Origin of the sequence: Gellertiella hungarica (genome assembly GCF_014197145.1) — a bacterium.
Classification (GTDB): domain Bacteria; phylum Pseudomonadota; class Alphaproteobacteria; order Rhizobiales; family Rhizobiaceae; genus Gellertiella; species Gellertiella hungarica.
In genome coordinates this window covers 476,469-497,841 of the sequence record NZ_JACIEZ010000001.1, presented here as the reverse complement: position 1 = coordinate 497,841, position 21,373 = coordinate 476,469, and the positions used below count along the sequence as shown (strand labels likewise).

The 21,373-nt window shown below is 64.4% G+C and carries 19 protein-coding genes; 13 read left to right on the top strand and 6 right to left on the bottom strand.

Annotated elements, in window-relative coordinates; all coding sequences use genetic code 11:
* Positions 1 to 6 precede the first annotated feature (6 nt).
* The gene (locus tag GGR23_RS02295) at positions 7 to 1,218 is read right to left on the bottom strand and encodes an NAD(P)/FAD-dependent oxidoreductase (protein WP_183364494.1); all 1,212 of its coding nucleotides are present in this window, start codon (positions 1,216 to 1,218) and stop codon (positions 7 to 9) included.
* Here GGR23_RS02295 and mnmC2 point away from each other — a divergent pair.
* Complete coding sequence (gene mnmC2 / locus GGR23_RS02290; protein ID WP_183364493.1) at positions 1,217 to 1,927, top strand: tRNA (5-methylaminomethyl-2-thiouridine)(34)-methyltransferase MnmC2; 711 nt, start codon at positions 1,217 to 1,219, stop codon at positions 1,925 to 1,927. The two genes, GGR23_RS02295 and mnmC2, sit on opposite strands and share 2 nt — an antisense overlap.
* On the opposite strand, the gene GGR23_RS02285 is transcribed toward mnmC2, so the two are convergent.
* A complete protein-coding gene (locus tag GGR23_RS02285; RefSeq protein ID WP_183364492.1) occupies positions 1,928 to 5,668 on the bottom strand; it encodes a response regulator in 3,741 nt (1,246 codons plus the stop codon). It lies immediately after the preceding gene.
* A 228-nt stretch (positions 5,669 to 5,896) separates the two neighbouring features.
* Here GGR23_RS02285 and GGR23_RS02280 point away from each other — a divergent pair, with 228 nt between their 5' ends.
* Both GGR23_RS02280 and GGR23_RS02275 read left to right on the top strand, forming a co-directional pair.
* Positions 5,897 to 7,483 (top strand): trimethylamine methyltransferase family protein, encoded by a 1,587-nt coding sequence (locus GGR23_RS02280; protein WP_183364491.1) that lies wholly within the window; start codon positions 5,897 to 5,899, stop codon positions 7,481 to 7,483.
* 158 nt (positions 7,484 to 7,641) lie between these two features.
* Positions 7,642 to 7,947 carry a DUF1905 domain-containing protein gene (locus tag GGR23_RS02275; RefSeq protein WP_183364490.1) on the top strand — a complete coding sequence of 102 codons (306 nt, stop codon included), beginning with the start codon at positions 7,642 to 7,644 and terminating at the stop codon, positions 7,945 to 7,947.
* 52 nt (positions 7,948 to 7,999) lie between these two features.
* Here the strand turns inward: GGR23_RS02275 and GGR23_RS02270 are convergent, their stop codons facing one another.
* Positions 8,000 to 8,560 (bottom strand): cytochrome b/b6 domain-containing protein, encoded by a 561-nt coding sequence (locus GGR23_RS02270; RefSeq protein ID WP_246364848.1) that lies wholly within the window; start codon positions 8,558 to 8,560, stop codon positions 8,000 to 8,002.
* Positions 8,560 to 8,838, bottom strand: a complete 279-nt coding sequence (locus tag GGR23_RS02265) for a PepSY domain-containing protein (RefSeq protein WP_183364488.1) — start codon at positions 8,836 to 8,838, stop codon at positions 8,560 to 8,562. The genes GGR23_RS02270 and GGR23_RS02265 overlap by 1 nt, the downstream gene beginning before the upstream one ends.
* Positions 8,839 to 8,971: 133 nt before the next feature.
* On the opposite strand from GGR23_RS02265, the gene GGR23_RS02260 reads away from it, so the two are divergent.
* The 4 genes from GGR23_RS02260 (at position 8,972) to GGR23_RS02245 (ending at position 13,137) form a co-directional block, all read left to right on the top strand.
* Positions 8,972 to 9,301: a PepSY domain-containing protein gene (locus tag GGR23_RS02260; RefSeq protein ID WP_183364487.1), complete on the top strand. Its 330-nt coding sequence runs from the start codon at positions 8,972 to 8,974 to the stop codon at positions 9,299 to 9,301.
* Positions 9,301 to 9,960, top strand: coding sequence for a response regulator (locus tag GGR23_RS02255; RefSeq protein WP_183364909.1), 660 nt, complete (start codon positions 9,301 to 9,303; stop codon positions 9,958 to 9,960). The genes GGR23_RS02260 and GGR23_RS02255 overlap by 1 nt, the downstream gene beginning before the upstream one ends.
* The gene (locus GGR23_RS02250; RefSeq protein WP_183364486.1) at positions 9,957 to 11,315 is read left to right on the top strand and encodes a sensor histidine kinase; all 1,359 of its coding nucleotides are present in this window, start codon (positions 9,957 to 9,959) and stop codon (positions 11,313 to 11,315) included. Before GGR23_RS02255 ends, GGR23_RS02250 begins: the two co-directional genes overlap by 4 nt.
* A gap of 322 nt (positions 11,316 to 11,637) precedes the next feature.
* On the top strand, positions 11,638 to 13,137 hold the full coding sequence (locus GGR23_RS02245) for a DEAD/DEAH box helicase (protein ID WP_183364485.1): 1,500 nt from the start codon (positions 11,638 to 11,640) through the stop codon (positions 13,135 to 13,137).
* Between the two features lie 75 nt (positions 13,138 to 13,212).
* Here the strand turns inward: GGR23_RS02245 and GGR23_RS02240 are convergent, their stop codons facing one another.
* Positions 13,213 to 14,097: a DMT family transporter gene (locus GGR23_RS02240; protein WP_183364484.1), complete on the bottom strand. Its 885-nt coding sequence runs from the start codon at positions 14,095 to 14,097 to the stop codon at positions 13,213 to 13,215.
* A 273-nt stretch (positions 14,098 to 14,370) separates the two neighbouring features.
* On the opposite strand from GGR23_RS02240, the gene GGR23_RS02235 reads away from it, so the two are divergent.
* The 5 genes from GGR23_RS02235 (at position 14,371) to GGR23_RS02215 (ending at position 19,947) form a co-directional block, all read left to right on the top strand.
* The gene (locus tag GGR23_RS02235; RefSeq protein WP_382340790.1) at positions 14,371 to 15,765 is read left to right on the top strand and encodes a circularly permuted type 2 ATP-grasp protein; all 1,395 of its coding nucleotides are present in this window, start codon (positions 14,371 to 14,373) and stop codon (positions 15,763 to 15,765) included.
* A 1-nt stretch (position 15,766) separates the two neighbouring features.
* Complete coding sequence (locus GGR23_RS02230) at positions 15,767 to 16,708, top strand: alpha-E domain-containing protein (RefSeq protein ID WP_183364482.1); 942 nt, start codon at positions 15,767 to 15,769, stop codon at positions 16,706 to 16,708.
* 57 nt (positions 16,709 to 16,765) lie between these two features.
* On the top strand, positions 16,766 to 17,590 hold the full coding sequence (locus tag GGR23_RS02225; protein ID WP_183364481.1) for a transglutaminase family protein: 825 nt from the start codon (positions 16,766 to 16,768) through the stop codon (positions 17,588 to 17,590).
* A gap of 70 nt (positions 17,591 to 17,660) precedes the next feature.
* The gene (locus GGR23_RS02220; RefSeq protein ID WP_183364480.1) at positions 17,661 to 18,155 is read left to right on the top strand and encodes a hypothetical protein; all 495 of its coding nucleotides are present in this window, start codon (positions 17,661 to 17,663) and stop codon (positions 18,153 to 18,155) included.
* Positions 18,156 to 18,426: 271 nt separating this feature from the next.
* Positions 18,427 to 19,947: an ABC-F family ATP-binding cassette domain-containing protein gene (locus GGR23_RS02215; RefSeq protein ID WP_183364479.1), complete on the top strand. Its 1,521-nt coding sequence runs from the start codon at positions 18,427 to 18,429 to the stop codon at positions 19,945 to 19,947.
* 1 nt (position 19,948) lies between these two features.
* Here GGR23_RS02215 and GGR23_RS02210 read toward each other — a convergent pair whose 3' ends face one another.
* Positions 19,949 to 20,176 (bottom strand): DUF3329 domain-containing protein, encoded by a 228-nt coding sequence (locus GGR23_RS02210; RefSeq protein WP_183364478.1) that lies wholly within the window; start codon positions 20,174 to 20,176, stop codon positions 19,949 to 19,951.
* Between the two features lie 185 nt (positions 20,177 to 20,361).
* Here GGR23_RS02210 and iolG point away from each other — a divergent pair, with 185 nt between their 5' ends.
* Entirely contained in the window at positions 20,362 to 21,354 is a 993-nt protein-coding gene (gene iolG / locus GGR23_RS02205; RefSeq protein WP_183364477.1) for an inositol 2-dehydrogenase, read from the top strand.
* Positions 21,355 to 21,373 lie beyond the last annotated feature (19 nt).

The following is a 21,373-nucleotide window of genomic DNA, read 5'->3' as shown; positions in this document are numbered from 1 at the left end:
CGGGGCTCAACCGGCTGGATATGCGGGAGAACCTGCCTCCCGCAGATGGCTTGCGGGTGAAAAACTCTCCGGCAGACCCGTCTCGCTTGCGGAAGCCACCATCGTTGCCACCACCGCCTCGGCCACCGCATGCGCGATGCCGAAGCTGACCTTGAAACCGCCGGTCAGCATGCTGACGCGGTCGATCCCGGGAAGTGGCCCCGCGAGAGGATCGCGCCCGGTCGCCTTCGGCCTGAGACCGGCCCAGCGCTCCATCACCGCGGCGGACCGAAGCTGCGGAACCAGCGCCCGCGCGGCATCGATCAGCGCGTCGAGCTGAGCATCGGTGGCGAACGGTTCGTCGAAGCGGTTCTCGCTGGTGCTGCCGATCGCTACGCGCCCGCCCTCGTGCGGTACCACATAGAGCCCGTCGCGGTAGATAACCGGCGCATCAGCACCGAGATCGGCGGCGAGGAGCGCCGACTGCCCCTTGACCGGCACCACGAGCGGCTTGCGGAAGGGGCCGACCAGAGGCTCGACGAGGCGCCCGGACAGATGACCGGCAGCGATGACCGCATGGCCGAAGGCCACCTGGAGACCGCAGGAAAGCCGGGCAGTTCCCAGAGAGGGATCGAGCGCCGAAACACCCCTGCCTTCCAGAAGCGAGACCTCGTTATCTCTTTCGAGCAGGGCGCGGAGCGCGCCCGCAAAGCGTCGCGGATCGATCCGGGCCGCGAAGGTATCCTCGACAAAACCACAGGCGAGATCGCCGCCCGAGAGGCGCTCCCCCGCCTCGCTCGCCTCGCGGACATGCCAATGGAAGCGGCGCCCGTCTGCCAGCCAGTGGCGGGCAGCGTCGGCTTCGTGCTGGCGCGCCATGTCGCGCAGATGAGGTTTCGGAAGCGGTATCAGCCGCCCGGCACGGCAATAGCCGGTGGAATGGCCGGTTTCCGCCTCCAGGCGCGCCACTTCCGCCTCCAGGGCCAGAAGGGCGTCGAACTGGAACTGTTTCTTCGCATTCCACCGGTCCGGCGTGTGGGGCATCAGCGCGCCCAGCAGACCGCCGCTGGCGCCGCCGCCGATCCGCCCCTCCTCCACCAGCAGCACCGAAAGGCCGGACCTGCGCGCGTGAACGGCCGCCCAGAGGCCCATGATGCCGCCGCCGACGACGAGAAGATCCGCCCTTGTGCCAGACGGCGATTGACGCATCGCCGCCGCCGGATTATCGCCTGTGCCCATGAGCGAGACCCCTGCCGGAATGGAAGAAGAGCGCCTCGAGTGGCGCGAGGGCGATATGCCCTATAGCGAAGCCTTTGGCGATCACTTTTATTGCCAGACCGACGGGCGCCTGGAATGCGGCCACGTTTTCCTTGCCGGAAATGCCCTGCCCGGCCGCTGGCAGACTGCCGGCGCCTTCGAGATCGGCGAACTCGGCTTCGGGACGGCGCTGAATTTCTGCGAGACATGGCGCCAGTGGAAGGAAACGCGCGCGAAGGGCGGACATCTGACCTTCACATCCTTCGAGCTCTTCCCGATGCAGCGCAGCGATATCGACCGGGCGCTCGCGCGCTGGCCGGAGATCGACGGGGAGCGACGGGCACTCACAGAAGTCTGGCCCGACCGGCCGAAGGGCATCGTCTCGCTGGACCTCGATGCACAGACCCGCCTGCGCGTCGTCTGCGGCAAGGCGCTTGACGGTGTGAGGGCAGAAACCCGCCTCTTCGACGCCTGGTATCTGGATGGCTTCGCCCCTGCGCGGAACGCGGAAATGTGGTCTGCGGAGCTGATGGCCGAGGTTTTCGCCCATACACGCCCCGGCGGCACCTTCGGCACCTATGCGGCCGCGGGCTTCGTGCGGCGCAATCTGCTTGCAGCCGGATTCCAGGTGGAAAAACGGAAAGGCTTTGCCGGGAAACGCGAGATGCTCTGCGGCATCAGACCTGTTTGATCACTCCGCCGGAAGCTCTTCCCGGTGCGGCGCCTTGAGCCAGCGCTCCAGTTTCTCCTCGAGAATTTCCGGGCTGATCGGCTTGGCGAGATAATCATCCATGCCGTGCGAGAGACAGAGCTCCCTGCCGGATTCGGTGTCGTGGGCCGTGACGGCGATAATGACGGCAGGCGGCATGTCGGCCACACGCTCCATGTGCCGGATGCGCCGCGTGGCTTCCAGGCCGTCCATCACGGGCATGGAAACATCCATGAGAATGACATCGGGACGGTGCTCGGTCCACAGCTTCACCGCCTCCTCGCCATTGGCCGCCAGCACGAAGGGATGGCCCGCTGCGGTAAGGATCTGGCGGAAGACGAAGGCGTTCACGTCATTGTCTTCCGCAACGAGAATCCGGACCGGCCGATTGTCCCCGGCTTGCGGGCCGGAGGATGAAAGCTCGCCGCCTGCCGCAGCCGTTCCCTCGCCCGTCCGGATGCCGGTTCGCTCGCTGGGGTCCTCGTGCGGGCGGCGCAGCTGCCGCATGCGCAGGACCTCGATCATGGTATTGCGAAGAATATTGGCGCGGACCGGCTTCGTCACGTGAGCCTGCACATGAAGCCCTTCGATCAGCGCGTGATCGGCCGTATCCATCGAAGCGAGCAGGACGAGCGCCGTATCCGAAAACTTCCGGCAGGTTCTGATCTCGCGGCAAAGCCGTGCCGCCTCGCTTCCAACCAGATGATAATCCACCAGCACCGCGTCGACGGGGACGCCCATTTCTCCGGCCGCTTCGAGGATGGCCCGGGCCGAGGCTGCATCCTCCGCCGCGCAGCAATCGAAGCCCCAGCCGGCAAGCTGGTCGAGCAGGATGTCCCGGCTGAGCGCATTGTCATCCACGACGAGAACACGAGCGCCACGGACATTCACCGGAACCGGCCGCTTGGTATCCGCGATATCGATCGCCGGCAACGGCAGGCGCACGGTGAAGGCCGATCCGGCACCCGGTTCGCTTTCCGCCTCGATGGTGCCGCCGAAGAGTTCCACCAGCCCGGCCGTGATCGCCAAACCCAGGCCCGTCCCCTCGCCATGCCGCTGTTCGGATGCGCCGCCCTGGGCAAACTTGCCGAAGATCGTCTTGAGGCGCACAGGCTCGATGCCCACCCCTGTATCCTCCACCCGGACGGTCAGCATGACCCGCCGGTCTGGCATGGCTTCGGACTGCATGGCGATCAGCACATGGCCCTGTTCCGTATGGCGAATGGCATTGCTGAGGAAATTCGCGACGATCTGGCGGAAGCGCCCCGCATCCCCCATGACCCGGCGCGGCACGTCTGCCGGGGCGCGGATGAGAATGCCGAGATTCTTCTCCGCCGCCGATGCGCTGTGCAGGGCCGCGACATCCTCCAGCGCCTCCAGCGGATCGAAGGGCTGCGGCTTGAGCTCCATCTCGCCGGAATCGATCTTGGAGAAGTCGATGATGTCGTTGAAGATCGTCAAAAGGGTGTTGGCGGACTTGCTGATGATTTCGGTAAAGGTGCGCTGGCGCGCGTCCAGATCCGTCTTGGCCAGCAACTCCGCCATGCCGAGCACGCCGTTGATGGGGGTGCGGATTTCATGGCTCATGTTGGCCAGGAACTCGCTCTTGGCCTTGTCTGCCGCCTCGCTTCTGGCCAGCAGGCGCTCGAGCTCCTGCTGCCGGTTCTTCATTTCCGAGAGGTCGTTGAAGACGACCATCACCTGCCCGCGGGCGCTGAGCGTCGCCACGAACTGCACCCACCGCCGGCCATCCGCCATGAAGGAAGCCGTTATCGCGCCCGTCTTCTGCATGGCTTCCCGCCACTCGGCCGCGATGCGAAGCGCCTCCTCTTCCGTACCGAAGTCGCCTCTGCCCATGCAGTGGCGGAAGCTGTCCTGCCAGTGCCTTCCCGGTTCGACCAGCTCGAGGGGCAGGCACATCATCTCCGCCGCCGCCGCATTGGACAGCGTGATGATGCCGTCCTCGACGACGAACAACCCTTGCGACATCACCCGCGCCGTATCGCGCATGATCTGGCCGATGGTTTCCAGGCGGCGCTGCTGCTGGGTGATTTCCCGCTCCTGCTGGCGCAGCTCGGAGATATCGGCAAAGGTCACCAGCGTCTTGCCGCCCGTGAGGTTTCGCGAAACCGCCATGACGGCGCGGCCTTCGCGGGTGGAGAATTCGGTGGAGGCCTCGCTTCCCCGTTCAAAGACCAGCGACAGCTTTTCCGGCAGGAGTTCGGCACCCGCCGCATCGGGCATGGCATGGAAATAGATCTGCTCGATGGCATGGTGCACCGAGCAGCCCCGGATTTCCCCGTCGGCGGGCAATCCGCAGACGGCATAGAAGGCCCCGTTGGCATATTCCACGCGCAGATGCTCATCGAATACGAGCACGCCGGCCGGAAGACCGCTCAAGATGCCGCTGAGGTCACGGCTCAGGCTCTCCGCCCGCTCCTGCGCCTCGCGCAGGGCCACTTCGCGGATCTTGATGTCGGTGATGTCGACAACGGAGCCGACGACGTAGGAGTCCCCGTTCTCGGTATCCACCCGGCTGGTGCGCGACATGGCACTGAAGATGCGGCCGGAGGAATGGGACAGCGTTTCCTCGAGTGCGGAGGTGATGTCCTCGCGCAGGACGCGGTCGTTGTTCTCATGGATGGAGCGGCCCTCGGGGCCGTAGCTCTCCAGCTCGGTTCGGCCGATCAGTTCCTCCCTGCTGTGCCCGAATAGGGTGCAGAAGGCCGCGTTGGCGAAGACCATGCGATGATCGCTGTTGCGCGCGAAGACGGCGACGGGCAGCTCCTCGATGATCGAATGATAGAGCTCGTTGCGCTCCACATGTTCGCGGAGAAGAATTTCCTGTTGCTTGAGATCCGAAACATCCAGCCGGACAAGGATGCGCATGCCGTTTTCGAGACGGCGGTTCAGGCATCGCAGCCAGCGCCCGTCGCAGGCGAGCTCGGTCGTTTCCGAGTAATTGTTTTCGAAGAGCGCATGGCGGTTGCGCAACCAGTCGTCGCGCGATCCCAGTTTCTCGGGCGTGGAGGGATCGAGCGACATGCCATAATCGTAGATGCCCCCGAAATAATCGTCGATCGACAGTCCGATGGGCATCTGCCCGATGACCGGCCCGTAGAGGCTTTCCATCCGGGCATTCCGGTAGATGAGGCGCCCCTCCCCGTCGAACACGGCCACCCCGACGTCGAGCATCTCCAGCGCGTTTTCCACGGAGCGCTTCACGGTGGCATCGGCGGGCCGGACGACCGCATCAGCGGCAAGCCCGGCACGCGCGGCGGCATTCTCCACCAGCAGCCGTCCATCCGGAGACAGGATACGGATGGGCTGCGCCACAAGCTCGAGGGTCTGTCGAATGTGATCGAGATCGGCCGCCGGATCGTCGATGGCGCCGGCAGACATCTGGCCGAAGAGATAGGAAGACCCGTCATCGGTCACGAAGCGCTCGATTTCGGCCGTGCCGAGCGGCGCTCCGTCCCGTGCCGTCACCGTGACCTGCGCCTCCGCTCCCGTCGCCAGCGTCTGGCGCTCACGCCCTTCGCGGATACGGTCACGGTAGGTGGGAAAGATGCCGGAGCGTCCGGGGTGAATTCCATGGAGCGAAAGATAGGCGTCGTTTGCCGCCACATAGCGCAGCATGTGGTCCTTTATGAAGGCCGGCCTGTCCAGATTCCGGATCCGGTCGCAGGCCAACCCCAGCAGATCGGCCGGTGCCTGTGTCAATTTCGCATGCTCCTGAGGTGCGAACCTCCCCCTCGTCTACCGGCAATAGCACGCGCCCTTGAACATTCCGTTAACCTTGAAAGCATCTCTTTCAAGCGAAGCGGGCAGGAAGGTCGCGAAGGGAACATTCACTATTCCAAAGAAGTCAGGAACCTGTCGCAAATGGCAAGGACGAGCCGTTTTGAATTCTGTCACTAATCGTGTCGAGGAAATTACAGCGAGTTATCCATGAGCGACATTTTGGCGACAGTTTCGACCACCGCAACTGAGGCTCCTGCCGCTTCCGGCCGCGCGCGCCGCGGCGGCGGACGGGGCGCCGACAGGACCCGCAAGGCACCCGCAGCCACCTATCTGAACATCCGGAACACGCTTGCACGGACAGAAATCCTGACGCCCGAAGCGCTGGAGGATATCCACAACGCCTCGCTGCAGGTGCTGGAAGAAATCGGCGTCGACGTGATGCTTCCCGAAGCGCGTGACATCATGAAGGCCGCCGGAGCGATGGTGACGCCCGGTTCCGAACGCGTACGCTTCGACCGTGGCCTGATCATGGAATACATGGCCCATGCCCCGGGAGAATTCACCCTCCATGCCCGCAATCCGCTGCGCAACGTGCGGATGGGCGGCAACAATCTCGTCTTCGCGCAGATCGCCAGCGCGCCCTTCGTCGCCGATCGGGAAGGCGGGCGCCGGGCTGGCAACCAGACCGATTTCCGCAAGCTGCTGAAGCTCATGCAGAGCTATGACGTGGTGCATGTGAACGGCGGCTATCCGGTCGAACCCATCGACATCCACGCCTCGGTGCGCCACCTCGAATGCCTGTCCGACATCGTGACGCTGACGGACAAGCCATTCCATGCCTATTCGCTCGGGAAGCAGCGGAACATCGATGCGCTCGAGATTGCCCGCATCGCGCGCGGCATCACGGCCGAGCAGATGGACAGCGAACCCTCGCTCTTCACCATCATCAATTCCAACTCGCCGCTGCGGCTCGACATCCCGATGCTCCAGGGCATCATCGAGATGGCATCGCGCAATCAGGTGGTTGTTCTCACACCCTTCACGCTCGCCGGTGCCATGGCTCCGGTGACGGTCGCGGGTGCGCTCGTCCAGCAGAATGCCGAAGCCCTTTGCGGCCTGTCCTTCGCGCAGATGGTGCGCAAGGGTGCACCTGTCATCTATGGCGGCTTCACCTCGAACGTGGACATGAAGACCGGCGCTCCGGCCTTCGGCACGCCGGAATACATGAAGGCGGTGATTGCCGGCGGCCAGCTGGCACGGCGCTATGGCGTTCCCTATCGCACCTCGAACGTCAACGCCGCCAACACGCTTGACGCGCAGGCCGCATACGAATCCGCGATGTCGCTGTGGGCAGTCACCCAAGGCGGCGGCAATTTCGTCATGCATGCCGCCGGATGGAGCGAGGGCGGACTGACCGCATCCTTCGAGAAGTTCGTCCTCGACGTCGATCTGCTGCAGATGGTGGCGGAGTTCCTGAAGCCGCTCGATGTCAGCGAGGCCGCGCTCGGCCTGGATGCCATCCGGGATGTTGGCCCCGGCGGCCATTACTTCGGAACGCCGCACACGCTGGAGCGCTACGAGACCGCCTTCTACTCGCCGATACTTTCGGACTGGCGGAACTTCGAGACATGGACGGAAGCCGGACGGCCCACCACCTACGATCATGCCAACCGCATCTTCAAGGAGGTCCTGGACCGATACGAAGCCCCGCCGATCGATCCGGCCGTGGCGGAGGAGCTTGCAGCCTTCGTGGCGAAACGCAAGGAAGAAGGCGGGGTCGCGACCGACTTCTAGCAGCAGCCCCCGACCGAAAGGCCTGCCGGGAGGCGGGACTGAGTTTTCCGTTTCGGATCAGTCTCCCTCCATCGAATTCAAAAGAGCAGCGCCGTGCCAGCAGCGTGAGCCATGCGCACGGGCTTGCAGTGCTGTGGCGGGGGAGCCCAGGAGCGACGATGGAGCCCGACCTTTCCTTCGATTTCGAAGCCCTCCTCTGGCTCTATCCGGGCAAGGGCGGATGGCATTTCGTCACTCTGCCGGAGGAAATCGGTGTGGCAATCCGGGTGCTTTCGGGTCCGCGGGCAGGTTTCGGGCAGCTGCCCGTCATGGCCGTCATCGGCCGGAAACGGTTTCGCACGAGCCTGTTTCCGGATGCGAAGAGCGGATCCTACCTGTTGCCGGTGAAGGCGGATGTGAGGCGCAGTGAAGGACTGGTGGCGGGAGACCCGGTCCGGGTCTCCCTCACGGTCAGCCCCGGATGAGGGGTAGAGGACTGGCCGTGATGGCGCGCGGAACGCCCGCAACCGGCATTGGCTATTCGGCGCGCTTCCAGCCCGTGACCATGGCACGGACCAGATTTTCCCGATGTTCGACGCTGGCGAGAACGACGCCCGCCACATGCAGCACGATCAGGCCGATGGTGGCATAGACCAGCGTCTCGTGGGTTTCCTCCACCCACTCGATCCCCCAGTAGGCATCCGTCGTCATCATGTAGCCGGTGGTGGCGATGCCGGCGATCATCAGGAGAAGCAGGATCACCATGGCGCCGCCGGCCGGATTGTGCCCGAGGTAGCGCTTCGCCCTGAAGGTCAGGCTGTCCCGCAGGAAGGCGAGGATGGTGGACGGCGCGTAGATGAAACTCGAAAAGCGCGCGTGATGCGTCCCCACAAGGCCCCACAGGATGCGGAAGGCGATGAGCCCGGCAATCGTATAGCCGGAAAGGATATGCGCCTTTTTCCACTCGTCACCGGTGAGGAAGGAAAAGGCGAAGAGCCCGACCAGGGACCAGTGGAAGATCCGCACGAGCGGATCCCACACCTTGACCCGGCCGCGCTGGCCGGGAGCATCCCGGCCATCGACGGTGACATGGGTCATCATTCTTCCCCTTCGGAGCCGACCTGCTCGCCGGTTTCCGGATTGAAGATCTGCTCCACCTTGTTGCCCTTGGCATCGATGGCATAGACCTCGTAGCAGCCGTTCTCGACCTTGACCTGGCGGACATCGAGGCCAAGGGCCTTGGCCTTTTCCTTCATGGCGTCCTCGGTCATCCACTTTTCCTTCGGAACATCGCAGGCCTTGCCTTCGTCCTCAGCCCGCGCGGCGGTGGCGGCGAAAGCGGAGAGGAGAGCTGCGGCGAGTACGATTTTCTTCATGGGACATGCTCCTTGCTGGGACCGGACCGGGCCCTGTGCCCGACCGTTGAATGCACCCTAGCCGCAGTGCGCTGAGCGATGGCTGACGGAAAATGTCAGGGAAATTTCAGCTCCGGCATGATAGCGTTCCGGAATGCGCCGCTACGTCTCCTCCCTGATGATCCCGCTCCTGCTCGTCGCCTTCGCGACCGCCACCGTGCGCGCGGACGACGACGGCGATGGCGACGATGCGGAAACGCTCGATGCCGTTCACGAAGCCGTGGAAAAGGGCGTGCTGAAGCCGCTTCCGGAACTCAAGAAGATCATCAAGGCCCGTTTCCCCGGCGACATCGTCCGCATTTCGCCCCACCGCAAGCACGGCACCTTCGCCTACGAGTTCAAGGTCCTGCAGCCCGACGGCCGGCTGGTGGAAATCGAGATGGATGCCGCCACCGGCCGCATCCTCGAGACAGAGAACGAATGATGCGCATCCTGCTCGTCGAAGACGATCCCCTGATTGCGCGCGACCTCATCGCGCACCTGGAGCGCGCCGGCTATATCGTCGCCCATGAGAGAGACGGCGAATCCGGGTGGTATGCCGGCGACAGCGAGGACTTCGCCGCCGCCATTCTCGATCTCGGCCTGCCTTCCATGGATGGGATGACCGTGCTGAAGCGGTGGCGCAAGGCGGGCCGCGACTTTCCGGTCCTCATCCTGACCGCCCGCGGAAACTGGGAAGAACGGGTCGAGGGGATCGATGCCGGTGCGGACGATTACCTTGCCAAACCCTTCCAGGTGGCGGAGGTGCTGGCCCGCCTGCGGGCTATCCTAAGGCGATCCGCCGGCCAGGCCAGCCCCGTTCTTGCGGCGGGGGAGCTGAAACTCGACCCGCGCACCAAGGCCGTGACGCTTGCCGGGATGCCGGTGGATCTCACACCGCTCGAATATCGATGCCTTCATCACCTCCTGCAGAACCGCGACAGGCATGTGACGCAACTGGAGCTCACGGAGCAGCTCTACGCGCAGGATTTCGAACGGGAAAGCAATTCCGTCGAGGTCCTGATCGGCCGCCTGAGGCGCAAGCTCGGCAAGGACCTGATCGAGACCCGGCGCGGCTTCGGTTACCGGATTGCCGCGCCATGACCTGGCTTTCCTCGATCCGCGGACGTTTCCTGGTGCTCTCGGCCCTCACCGTCGGGCTTGCGCTGGCGCTGACGGCAGCGCTGCTGGTGTCGCTCTTCTCCAGCAATATCCGCAAGCGGATCGATGCGGAGCTGACCAGCCATGTCAACACGCTGGCAGGCGCCTTGAGCTTCGGCCCCACGGGGCAGCTGGAACGGCCGAAGGGGCCCGTGGATCAGCGCTTCACCATTCCCTATGGCGGTCTTTACTGGCAGATCGTCGATGACAGCACCGGACAGACCATCCGCTCCACCTCGCTCTTCGACACCGCACTCGATCTGCCGGCGGACAGGCACACGGACGGCACCATCCATCGCTATGTGCTGCCCGGTCCGGAGGGGACTTCGCTCATCGTTCTCGAACGCCTGGTGCGGGTTGCCGCGCCCGAGGGCGAGCGGGCGCTGCGGATTGCGGTCGCAATCGACCAGGATACGCTGGACGAGGCGCGTGCCGGCTTCATTCGGGACATCCTGCCTGCGATCGGGGGGCTGGGCCTTTTCCTGGTCGGTGCCTCGCTGGCCCAGCTTGCCTTCGGCCTGCGTCCCCTTTCGAGCTTAAGCGAGGGAATAGACCGGATTCGCGAAAGGCGCGACACGCGGCTTTCCGGCACCTATCCTGCCGAATTCCGGAGCACGGTCAACGCGGTGAACCAGCTTCTCGAAACGCAGGGCGCGATGATCGAGAAGGCGCGCAGCCGGGCGGCGGATCTCGCCCATGGGCTGCGCACGCCCTTGACGGTTCTTGCCAATGACGCCCTCAACCTGCGCGAAAAGGGCGAAACGGCGCTTGCCGACGAGCTGGAGCATCTGGCCGGCACCATGCGCACCCATGTAGAGCGCGAGCTCGCCCTCTCCCGCATTGCCGCCCGGCCCGATCTCCGGCGCGGTGACAGCAATGTTGCAGGGATCGTTTCGGAAATCACCCGGACGCTGAGGCGAACGCCTGGCGGCGAAGCCATAGATCTCGTCGAGGAAGGCCCTTCGGACCTGTCCATTCCTGTCGATCCCGGCGATTTTCGCGAACTCGCCGGCAACCTGATCGAGAATGCGGTCAAATGGGCCAGGGCGCGCATCGTGATCCGCTGGGGAAGCGAAAGCGGCAAGGCATGGCTCACCGTACTGGATGACGGCCCCGGGGTACCGGAAGCGGAAATCGGCAATCTCACGCGTCGCGGATGGCGCCTCGACAGCGCCAAGCCGGGCTCCGGCCTCGGTCTGTCGATCGTGCGGGAAATCGCCGATGTCTACGGCATTGGCTTCACTCTGCGCAACGAAGCGGGCAGCGGCCTCCTGGTTCGGCTGGATTTTCCGGCATGAACCGCCTCCTTTCGCCTCGCCGGCGATTTGGTCCTTGACTTTCGGAGCGCGAAAGGCCACATGCAACCCGTGCTTACAACCCCTTGGCCGCCGCGTGAGCGTGCCGCGCGATAACGGATTGACCATCGCAACGGGGTAAGAGGTGCCGGCCGGCGGCCGAATGAAGCCATGGGGCTTACCCGCCGGACTCGAACGACAGGCACCGAAAGCCGAAATCCAACTTACAAGTTCCCAGATCACGCGGGGTTCTTGACGCCATGCGCACCGCCCGGGCAATCCCGCTCAGGCGGGGGTTCGTCTTGGCGCCCCGAAAGGTATTGACTTGACCGATTTTTCTTCGCTTGGCCTTTCCAGCCAGATCGTAGACACGCTTACCCATAACGGCTTCGTAAAGCCCACTCCCATTCAGGAACAGGCGATCCCGCTCGTTCTCGCCCGCCACGACCTCATCGGCCTCGCCCAGACGGGCACCGGCAAGACGGCCGCCTTCGGCCTGCCGATCATCGAAATGCTGCTGGCGGAAAACATCCGCGTCGACCACCGCACCTGCCGGACGCTGATTCTTGCCCCGACCCGCGAGCTGGTGAACCAGATCGCTGCCAACCTCAAGGTCTTCGTGCGCCGCTCGCCGCTGAAGATCGGCATCGTCGTCGGTGGCGTATCCATCAACAAGCAGCAGGAACAGCTGACCCGTGGCGTCGACATCCTCGTCTCCACGCCGGGCCGCCTGCTTGATCTCATTGCCCGCAACGCCATTTCGCTCGGCAAGGTCACGCATCTCGTCCTCGACGAAGCCGACCAGATGCTCGACCTCGGCTTCATCCACGATCTGCGCAAGATTTCGAAGATGGTTCCGGCCAAGCGCCAGACCCTGCTCTTCTCGGCCACCATGCCGAAGGCAATTGCCGATCTTGCCCATTCCTACCTCACCGACCCGAAGCGCGTGGAAGTCTCGCCGGCCGGCAAGGCTGCCGACAAGATCGACCAGTCGGTCTATTTCGTGGCCGGCAAGAACGACAAGACCACGCTCCTGAAGGAGCAGCTGAACGCCAATCCCGATGGCCGCGCCATCGTCTTCCTGCGTACAAAGCACGGTGCCGAGAAGCTGATGAAGCATCTCGACAGCGTCGGCTACAAGGCGGCATCCATCCACGGCAACAAGAGCCAGGGCCAGCGCGAGCGCGCACTGAAGGCCTTCAAGGACGGTGAAGTGAAGGTGCTGGTCGCGACCGACGTGGCAGCCCGCGGCATCGACATCCCGGCCGTCAGCCATGTCTTCAACTACGACCTGCCGGAAGTGCCGGATGCCTATGTGCACCGCATCGGCCGTACCGCCCGCAACGGTCGCGACGGTCTGGCCATCGCCTTCTGCGCGCCGGACGAGTATCGCCTGCTCCGTGACATCGAGAAGCTGATGGGCATTTCCATCACCGTCGCCGGCGGCACGCCGCCGGAAGGCCATGGCCCGTCGATCAAGGATGGCCCGAAGAAGGGCGGCGGTCGCGGTCATCGCGGCCGTGGCGGCAACGGTCAGCCTCACGCAGCCGGTCGTGGCGGCGAACGGCGCGAACGCCCGGCGAGCTTCGTCGGCGGTCAGGCCGAACGGTCCGCCGATGCCGGCGAAGGCCGCGCCCGCAAGCCGCATCGCGGCGCCTCGGGCGAAGGCCAGCGCAGCGAACATCGCGCCGGCGAACGCCCGGCAGGTCATGGCCGTCCCGCCGGCAAGCCGCATCACCGCGGCCCCCGGCCCCAGGGCAAGCGCCCCGGCCAGGGCCAGCGCAGCCACGGCGGCGGCGGCAATCGCCAGCGCGAAATGGCATAAGGACAGAAAAAACCGGCGGAAGACACTTCCGCCGGTTTCTTTTTTCAGAGCCCTCTACGCGCTGTTCGCTGCTCGCTACCTGCTCTCCCGCCCCTTCCGGTTCGTCAGGTAGACACCCATGACGACGATCAGCGCGCCCGCAACGATTGCGGGCGTCAGCGGTTCGCCGAAAAACAGCGCGGCCTCCAGCGCCACCAGCGGCGGCATGAGATAGACCAGCGAGGCGGCCCGGGACACCTGACCCTGGCGAATGAGGCGGAGCAGCAGACCGATCGCCCCCATGGAAAGACCGAGCACCGACCAGGCGAGCGACAGATTGGCCGTCAGGCTGAAATCGTAATGCCACGTGCCGATGACGAGCGATGCCGGCAGCAGAACGAGCGTCGCGCCCACATACTGGAGCGTGGCGATCCAGCGGATATCGCCGGATTGCAGGTGCCGTTTCTGATAGAGCGTACCCGCGGTCACGGACACCATCCCCAGCAGGTTGACGACGAGCGGCAGGGCCTGCTCATGCAGCATGTCCATGCTGAAGGTGGCAAGCTTCGGCGAAATGGCGATCCCGATCCCGATGAAGCCGAGCAGCAGGCCGAGCCGCTGGATGGGGGCAAGGCGCTCGCCCAGCAGCATGGCCGCGGCAATGGCCGTCAGCAGCGGCTGAAGACCGGCGATGATGCCGGAAAGGCCGGCAGGCACGCCCATTTCGATCGCCCACCAGAGCGGGCCGAGATAGAGGCCGTGCAGGAAGACCCCCGACAGCACCGCATGCAGCACGAGCCGGGGCTCCCGCGGGAAGCGGGCACCCGTCGCCGCGCAGAAGACGCCAAAGGCGACCACCGACAGTCCGAAGCGGATGAACAGGAAGAACAGGGCATCCGCATGAAAGGCGGCATATTTCGCCACGATCCAGCCCGAGGACCAGAGAAGGACGAATATCACCGGGGCAAACCGGTCGAGCATGACGATCTCCGATAGGCGGGAGGGGATTGAGCGCCCTCAGGCATCGGGGCGCTCCTTTTCTAGGCGCGGCCATTCCCCGAGTCAAAGCCTGTAAAAAGGCAGGCCGCGCATAAAATTGAAGCAGCTGTGATTATCCTTTAAGCAACTGCGGGTGGCGAAAGCCCCGCCTCGCGGACTATCGCCGGAGCATTTTAAAGAAGGCGCTTGCATTGCCCGAAACAATGGCATTTGATGGCCAAAAAGAGGGGAAATGAAGCGTTGGCATTCGATGAAATGATGGATGCGGACGGCCGTCCGCGACAACCATATGTTGATTATCACGACTGGTACGCGCAACAGGATCCGGCCCTGCTCGCCGCCAAGTCGAAGGAAGCGGAGCACATCTTCCGCAAGACCGGCATCACCTTCAATGTCTACGGCCATTCGGAAAGCGCCGAAAAGCTGATCCCCTTCGACATCGTGCCGCGCATCATCTCCGGCAAGGAATGGCGAAGGCTTGCCCAGGGCATCGAGCAACGCGTGGTGGCACTGAACGCCTTCCTCTACGACATCTATCACAAGCAGGAAATCATCCGGGCCGGCCGCATTCCGCGCCAGCTGATCTCGAACAACGCCGCCTTCCTGCCGGAAATGATCGGGGTGCGGCCGCCGGGGGGCGTCTACACCCATATCGTCGGCACGGATATCGTGCGCACCGGCGAAAACCAGTTCTACGTGCTGGAAGACAATGCCCGCACGCCGTCCGGCGTCAGCTACATGCTGGAAAACCGAGAAACCATGCTGCAGATGTTTCCGGAGCTTTTCCACCGCAACAAGGTGCAGCGGGTGGAGGATTATCCCTCGCTTCTGCGCCAGAGCCTGCAATCGCTGGCGCCTCCGGGCTGCGACGGCACGCCGAGGGTCGCGATCCTCACGCCCGGCATCTACAACTCCGCCTATTACGAACATTCCTTCCTGGCCGACATGATGGGCGTGGAACTGGTGGAAGGATCGGACCTGCGCGTCATCGACGGCAAGGTGAAGATGCGCACCACCCGCGGTTATCAGGCAATCGACGTTCTCTATCGCCGCGTCGATGACGATTACCTCGATCCCCTCACCTTCAATCCGGAAAGCGCGCTCGGCGTGCCCGGCATCATGGATGTCTACCGGGCCGGCAACATCACCATCGCCAATGCACCCGGCACCGGCATTTCCGACGACAAGGCGATCTATTCCTACATGCCGGAGATCGTCGAATTCTACACCGGCCGGAAGGCCCTCCTGGAAAACGTGCCGACCTGGCGCTGCTCGGAAGAAGAGAGCCTCGCCTATGTGCTCGAGCATCTGGCCGAGCTGGTGGTGAAGGAAGTCCACGGCTCCGGCGGCTATGGCATGCTGGTGGGCCCTGCCGCTTCGAAAGCCGAACTCGAAGCCTTCGAAGCGAAGCTGCGCGCCCGTCCGGACAACTACATCGCCCAGCCGACGCTGGCGCTTTCGACCGTGCCCGTTCTCGTGGAAAACGGCATCGCCCCCCGCCATGTGGACCTGCGTCCCTATGTGCTCGTCGGCGACAAGGTGAAGATCATCCCCGGCGGCTTGACCCGCGTGGCGCTGAAGGAAGGCTCCCTGGTGGTGAATTCCAGCCAGGGCGGCGGCACGAAGGACACCTGGGTGCTGGAGGACTGACATGCTCGGAAGAACAGCCGACGGGCTTTACTGGATGTTCCGCTACATCGAGCGGGCGGAAAACATTGCAAGACTGGTCGATGCGGGGCTCCGCGTGGCGCTCACCCGCAGCGGCGCGACCGACGACGACTGGGATGGCGTGCTGCAAAGCGCCGGCGTCCGCTCGGCCTACGGCGCCCGCCATGAAAGACTGACATCCGCCGATGCGGTGGATTTCCTTCTGCGCGATACCGCCAACCCCTCGAGCGTGCTCTCCTGCATCGAGGCGGGCCGCAACAATGCCCGCATGGTGCGCACGGCGCTGACCCGCGACACCTGGGAAGCCACGAACGAATGCTGGATCGAGCTGAAGGCCGCCCTTTCGAAGCCGCTGAAGGCCAAGGAACTGCCTGAAATCATCCACGCGATCAAGCAGTGCACCGGCCTCATCCGCGGCGCCTTCCACGGATCGATGCTGCGCAACGAGATCTACCACTTCGCCAGCATCGGCACCTACACGGAGCGCGCCGACAATACGAGCCGCATTCTGGACGTGAAATATTACGTCCTGCTGCCCTCCGTCTCCTCCGTCGGCACGTCGCTCGACAATGTGCAGTGGGAATCGATCCTGCGCTCGGTCTCCGCGCACCGCTCCTATGGCTGGGTCTATGACGGCGGCTACCGCGCCGCGAACATCGCCGACTTCCTGATCCTCAACGTGCAGATGCCGCGTTCGCTCGCCCATTGCTATGAGAAGATCGTCGGCGACCTCAACCATCTCGCGGCGGATTATGGCCAGCGGCTGAAGTGCCACGAGACGGCAGAGGCCATCTATGCCACCCTGCGCAGCCGCAACATCCGCGACATCATCGATCAGGGCCTGCACGAGTTCCTGGAGGATTTCATCCGGCACAACAACCAGCTGGGCATCGAGATCAGTGAAGGATACCGGTTCTACACCTGAGCATCAGCGAGCGCACGCCATGCCGCGGCAGGACGCCAGCCGGCGGAGAAGAAGACCATGCATCTGAAGATTTCCCACAGCACCGGCTACCATTACGACATTCCGGTCCATTACGCGCTCCAGCGGCTTCGGCTTACCCCGCTCACCGGCCCCGGCCAGCGCGTGCTCTCCTGGACCGTGCGCATGGACAATGCCGCAAGGCAGGTGAGCTTCCAGGACCAGTTCGGCAACCGCACCGAGCTTTGGTCCACCATGGAGGAGCCGAAGGAGACGGTGATCGTCGCCGAAGGCGAGATCGAGACGGAGGACAAGGCGGGCGTCTTCGGCCCGCACCAGGGCTTCTGCCCGCTCTGGCTGTTCCAGCGGGAAACGCCGCTGACCGCGCCCGGCGAACGCCTGCGCGCGCTCGCGGCAGACATCGGCAGCGGCGGCGACGTGCTCGACCGCATGCACCGGCTGATGGGCGCGATCCATTCCGCGATTGCCTACCGGCCGGGCGAAACCCATGCCGAGACGACCGCGGAGGAAGCGCTCGCCAACGGCGTCGGCGTCTGCCAGGACCATGCCCATGCCTTTCTGTCCGCCGCGCGGCTTCTGGACGTGCCGGCGCGCTATGTCTCCGGCTATCTATTCATGGACGGCATCGAGCAGCAGACGGCAAGTCATGCCTGGGCGGAGGCGCATGTGCCCGGCCTCGGCTGGGTCGGCTTCGATGCGGCAAACCGGATATGCCCGGACGATCGCTATGTTCGCCTCGCCTGTGGCCTCGATTATCAGGGCGCGGCTCCCGTATCGGGCCTGCGGCTCGGCTCGGCGAGCGAACATCTCAAGGTATCGCTGACGGTCGAGGACCGGGCCCAGAGCCAGTCGCAAAGCCAGTGATGGCGGCGTAAAGCCCGGCACAAGCAGAAGGCGTCATGCTGCCGGCCCCGAAACTGGAGAGGCGCCGCCCATGCTGTTCGGCCGATCGCTGTTCGAATCCGTGCTTGTCCGGATGGAGGAGGAAAACCCGCCGGAGGAAGAGGCGGGTACGGAGGCCCCGCGCATTCGCGGCTTTACCTCGGGCTTCGTGGCGCCGGCCATGGAAGGGATTTCCGTCAGCCTGCACCGGATCGACGGCGCCTATCTCGATCTCGCCGAAGACCCTGTTTCCGATATCGTTCCCGAGAACGGCGAGGCCGATGCGCAGGATGCCGCGCCGCCCCCGCTTCCCGACCATCTCTCCCGCCAGCTGCCTGCGGAGATCGCCGCCGATCTCGGCCTCGCGCAGGATGACAGCCTGGAAACGCTTGCCGAAAAGCGCCGCGTCTTCGCCCGCAACAACCACCCCGACCTTGTCCATCCCGCCCATCGGGAAGCGGCAAACGCACGGATGACGACGGCCAACCTTCTGGTCGATCAGGCGATTTCGCGCCTGATCGCCAGCCGGAAGCTGGGCCTCCTGTAACCGGGGATTGCAACGCGCCCGCAGACTTGGTATCCATCCTGCATCAAGGGAGCCCATCGTGACGCTGTTTTTCTACAACAGGAGCACCAGCTTTGGCCCTGATCTTGCCCTGCAGATGCGTTTGCAGGGCTGACCAGAGACAACGCTGCTCATCAAGAACCGGTCAGCCTGAATGCCGCCGCGCGGGTGAACGCCTTCACCGTGCACGGATTCCTTGATTGCCGCACGGCCTGCAACGGAAGCAGGCGCGGCCCTTTCAGGTCATGACCCCATGTCTCTCGTCACTCTCAATTCCCTCGGCGTCACGCTCGGGGCGCCCCTGTTCCAGAAGCTCGACCTCACCATTTCGCCTGGCGACCGACTGGCAATCGTCGCCGCCAATGGCCGTGGCAAATCCACGCTCCTCAACATCCTCGCCGGAAAGCTGGAGCCGGGCGAAGGCGCCATCACCCGCGCCCGCTCGCTGACACTTTCCTACATGGAGCAGGATCCACCGCCCCATCTGATGAACCTGTCCCTCCGCGAAGCGGTGGCCGAGGCGCTCGCCCCTGACATCCGCGACTACGAAAGCTGGCGGGCCGAAATCGTTCTCGACGAGATCGGCGTTCCGGAAGCCCTGCGCGACCGGCCGATGCAGCACCAGAGCGGCGGCTGGCAGCGGCTGGCCATGATCGCCCGTCTCGCCCTTGCCGATGCCGACCTGATGCTCCTCGACGAGCCAACCAACCATCTGGACCTTGCCAAGATCGTTCTGCTCGAGCGCTGGCTGAATGCCCTTCCCGCAGGCAAGGCGGTGGTGATCGCAAGCCATGACCGCGCCTTTCTGGATCGGGTCACGGGCCGTACGCTTTTTCTGCGGCTGCAGGAAAGCCGCCTCTATGCCCTGCCCTATTCGCAGGCGCGCCGGGCGCTGGAGGAAGAGGATCTGGCCCGCGGACGCAAGTTCGACAAGGACATGAAGATGGTGGACCAGCTGCGCCGTCAGGCAGCGAAGCTCAACAACATCGCCGTCAACTCGGGCAGCGATCTGCTGACCGTGAAAACGAAACAGCTGAAGGAGCGCGCCGAGCGGATCGAAAGCGAGGCGGAAGCCGCGCACCGCGAACGATCCGCGGGTCTTGTGGCGCTTGGAGGGGCGGAGGCACAGGCCCGTGTGCTGATCCGCATCGCCCCATTCGAGGAGCGCCTGCCCGACGGCAGCCTGCTCTTCCGCTCCGGTCCGCTGTTCGTCTGCCGGGGCGACAGGATCGTGCTGCTTGGAGAAAACGGTGCCGGCAAGAGCCGCCTGATGGAGCGATTGCAAAGGGCCATTGCGGCGGAAGGTGCGGCCGATCCCGCCATCCAGCCGACACCATCGCTGAAGCCCGGCTACATGGATCAGGCCCTGGCCATGCTGAAGACGGCCCGCACGCCGCTCGGCGCGCTTGCCGCCCGTATCCCGCTCGGCGAGCAGCGGGCGCGGAGCCTGCTTGCAGGGGCCGGCATTGCCATCGAAAAACAGGAGAAACCGCTCGATCGCCTCTCCGGCGGACAGCGGGCGCGCCTGGCACTCCTGATGCTGCGGCTGACGGAGGCGAATTTCCTGCTGCTCGACGAACCGACGAACCATCTGGACATCGAGGGACAGGAAGCGCTGTCGCAGGAACTCGCGGAGGAAGGCCGGGCCGCCTTCGTCGTGTCTCACGATCGGGCCTTCGTGCGCGCCGCCGCAAACCGCTTCTGGCTGATCAGCGGCCGGAAGCTCACGGAAGTGGAAGGTCCCGACGCATTTTTCGACTCGCTGGGCGCCTGAGCTATTCGCCGCCGCCGGCAGGCTTGTCGGCGGCGGACGCCTCTCCATCCCTGGGAAAACGGATCACCAGAACCCAGGCGGTATAGACCGTCAGCGCGCCCATGATGACCATGAAGAAGGGCGAGCCGATCACCAGTTCCACCACGAACCAGACGGCGCAGATGGCGACGACCAGCAGCCGCACCCAGAGCGGCCGGTAAAAAGGGTGTTTGGGATCGATGATCTGCATGCTTTCCTCGCTTGACGCGCTCCATTGATATGGAATATTTATTCCGAAACAAGATTAAAACGGCCCGTTTGTTCCATCTTGTTCGAGACGCTACGCTGCACCTTGCTGTTTGCGAAGCCTCATGGCAACCCTTTCGCGGCCGCCCGGTGGAGGGCGATGTTCGCATTTCGGAGAAAGACGAGACAATGACGGTAAGATTTGGTCTTCTGGGTGCCGGACGTATCGGCAAGGTGCATGCAAAGGCCGTCAGCGGCAATTCCGATGCCCGGCTCGTGGCGGTCGCCGATGCCTTCCCGGCGGCGGCGGAAGCGATTGCCTCCGCCTATGGCTGCGAGGTTCGCACCATCGAGGCCATCGAGGCGGCAAAGGACATCGATGCGGTGGTGATCTGCACCCCGACCGATACCCATGCGGACCTGATCGAGCGCTTTGCCCGCGCCGGCAAGGCGATCTTCTGCGAGAAGCCGGTGGATCTCGATGCGGAGCGCGTGCGCGCCTGCCTGAAGGTGGTGAAGGAAACCAATGCCAAGCTGATGGTCGGCTTCAACCGCCGCTTCGACCCGCATTTCGCCGCCGTGCGCAAGGCCATCGACGACGGCCGCATCGGCGAGGTCGAAATGGTGACGATCACCTCGCGCGATCCCGGTGCCCCCCCGGTGGACTACATCAAGCGGTCCGGCGGCATCTTCCGCGACATGACCATCCATGACTTCGACATGGCCCGTTTCCTGCTCGGCGAGGAGCCGGTGACGGTGACGGCCCATGCCGCCGTTCTGGTCGACAAGGCCATCGGCGAAGCCGGCGACTGGGACAGCGTCTCCGTCATCCTCGAAACCGCCTCCGGCAAGCAGTGCGTGATTTCCAACTCGCGCCGTGCCACCTATGGCTACGACCAGCGCATCGAGGTGCATGGATCGAAGGGCATGGCGGCGGCCGAGAACCAGCGCGCCGTCTCCATCGAGGTTGCCAATGCGGATGGCTATACCCGTCCTCCGCTGCACGACTTCTTCATGACCCGCTACACGGAAGCCTATGCCGCCGAAATCGAAAGCTTCATCGCCGCGATCGAGAAGGGCGCGACCATCACCCCCGATGGGGAGGATGGGCTGAAGGCCCTCATCCTGGCCGATGCCGCCGTCAGGTCCGTCAAGGAAGGCCGCCGCGTCTCGGTCGGCTGAGGCATGCGCCGCAGGATAC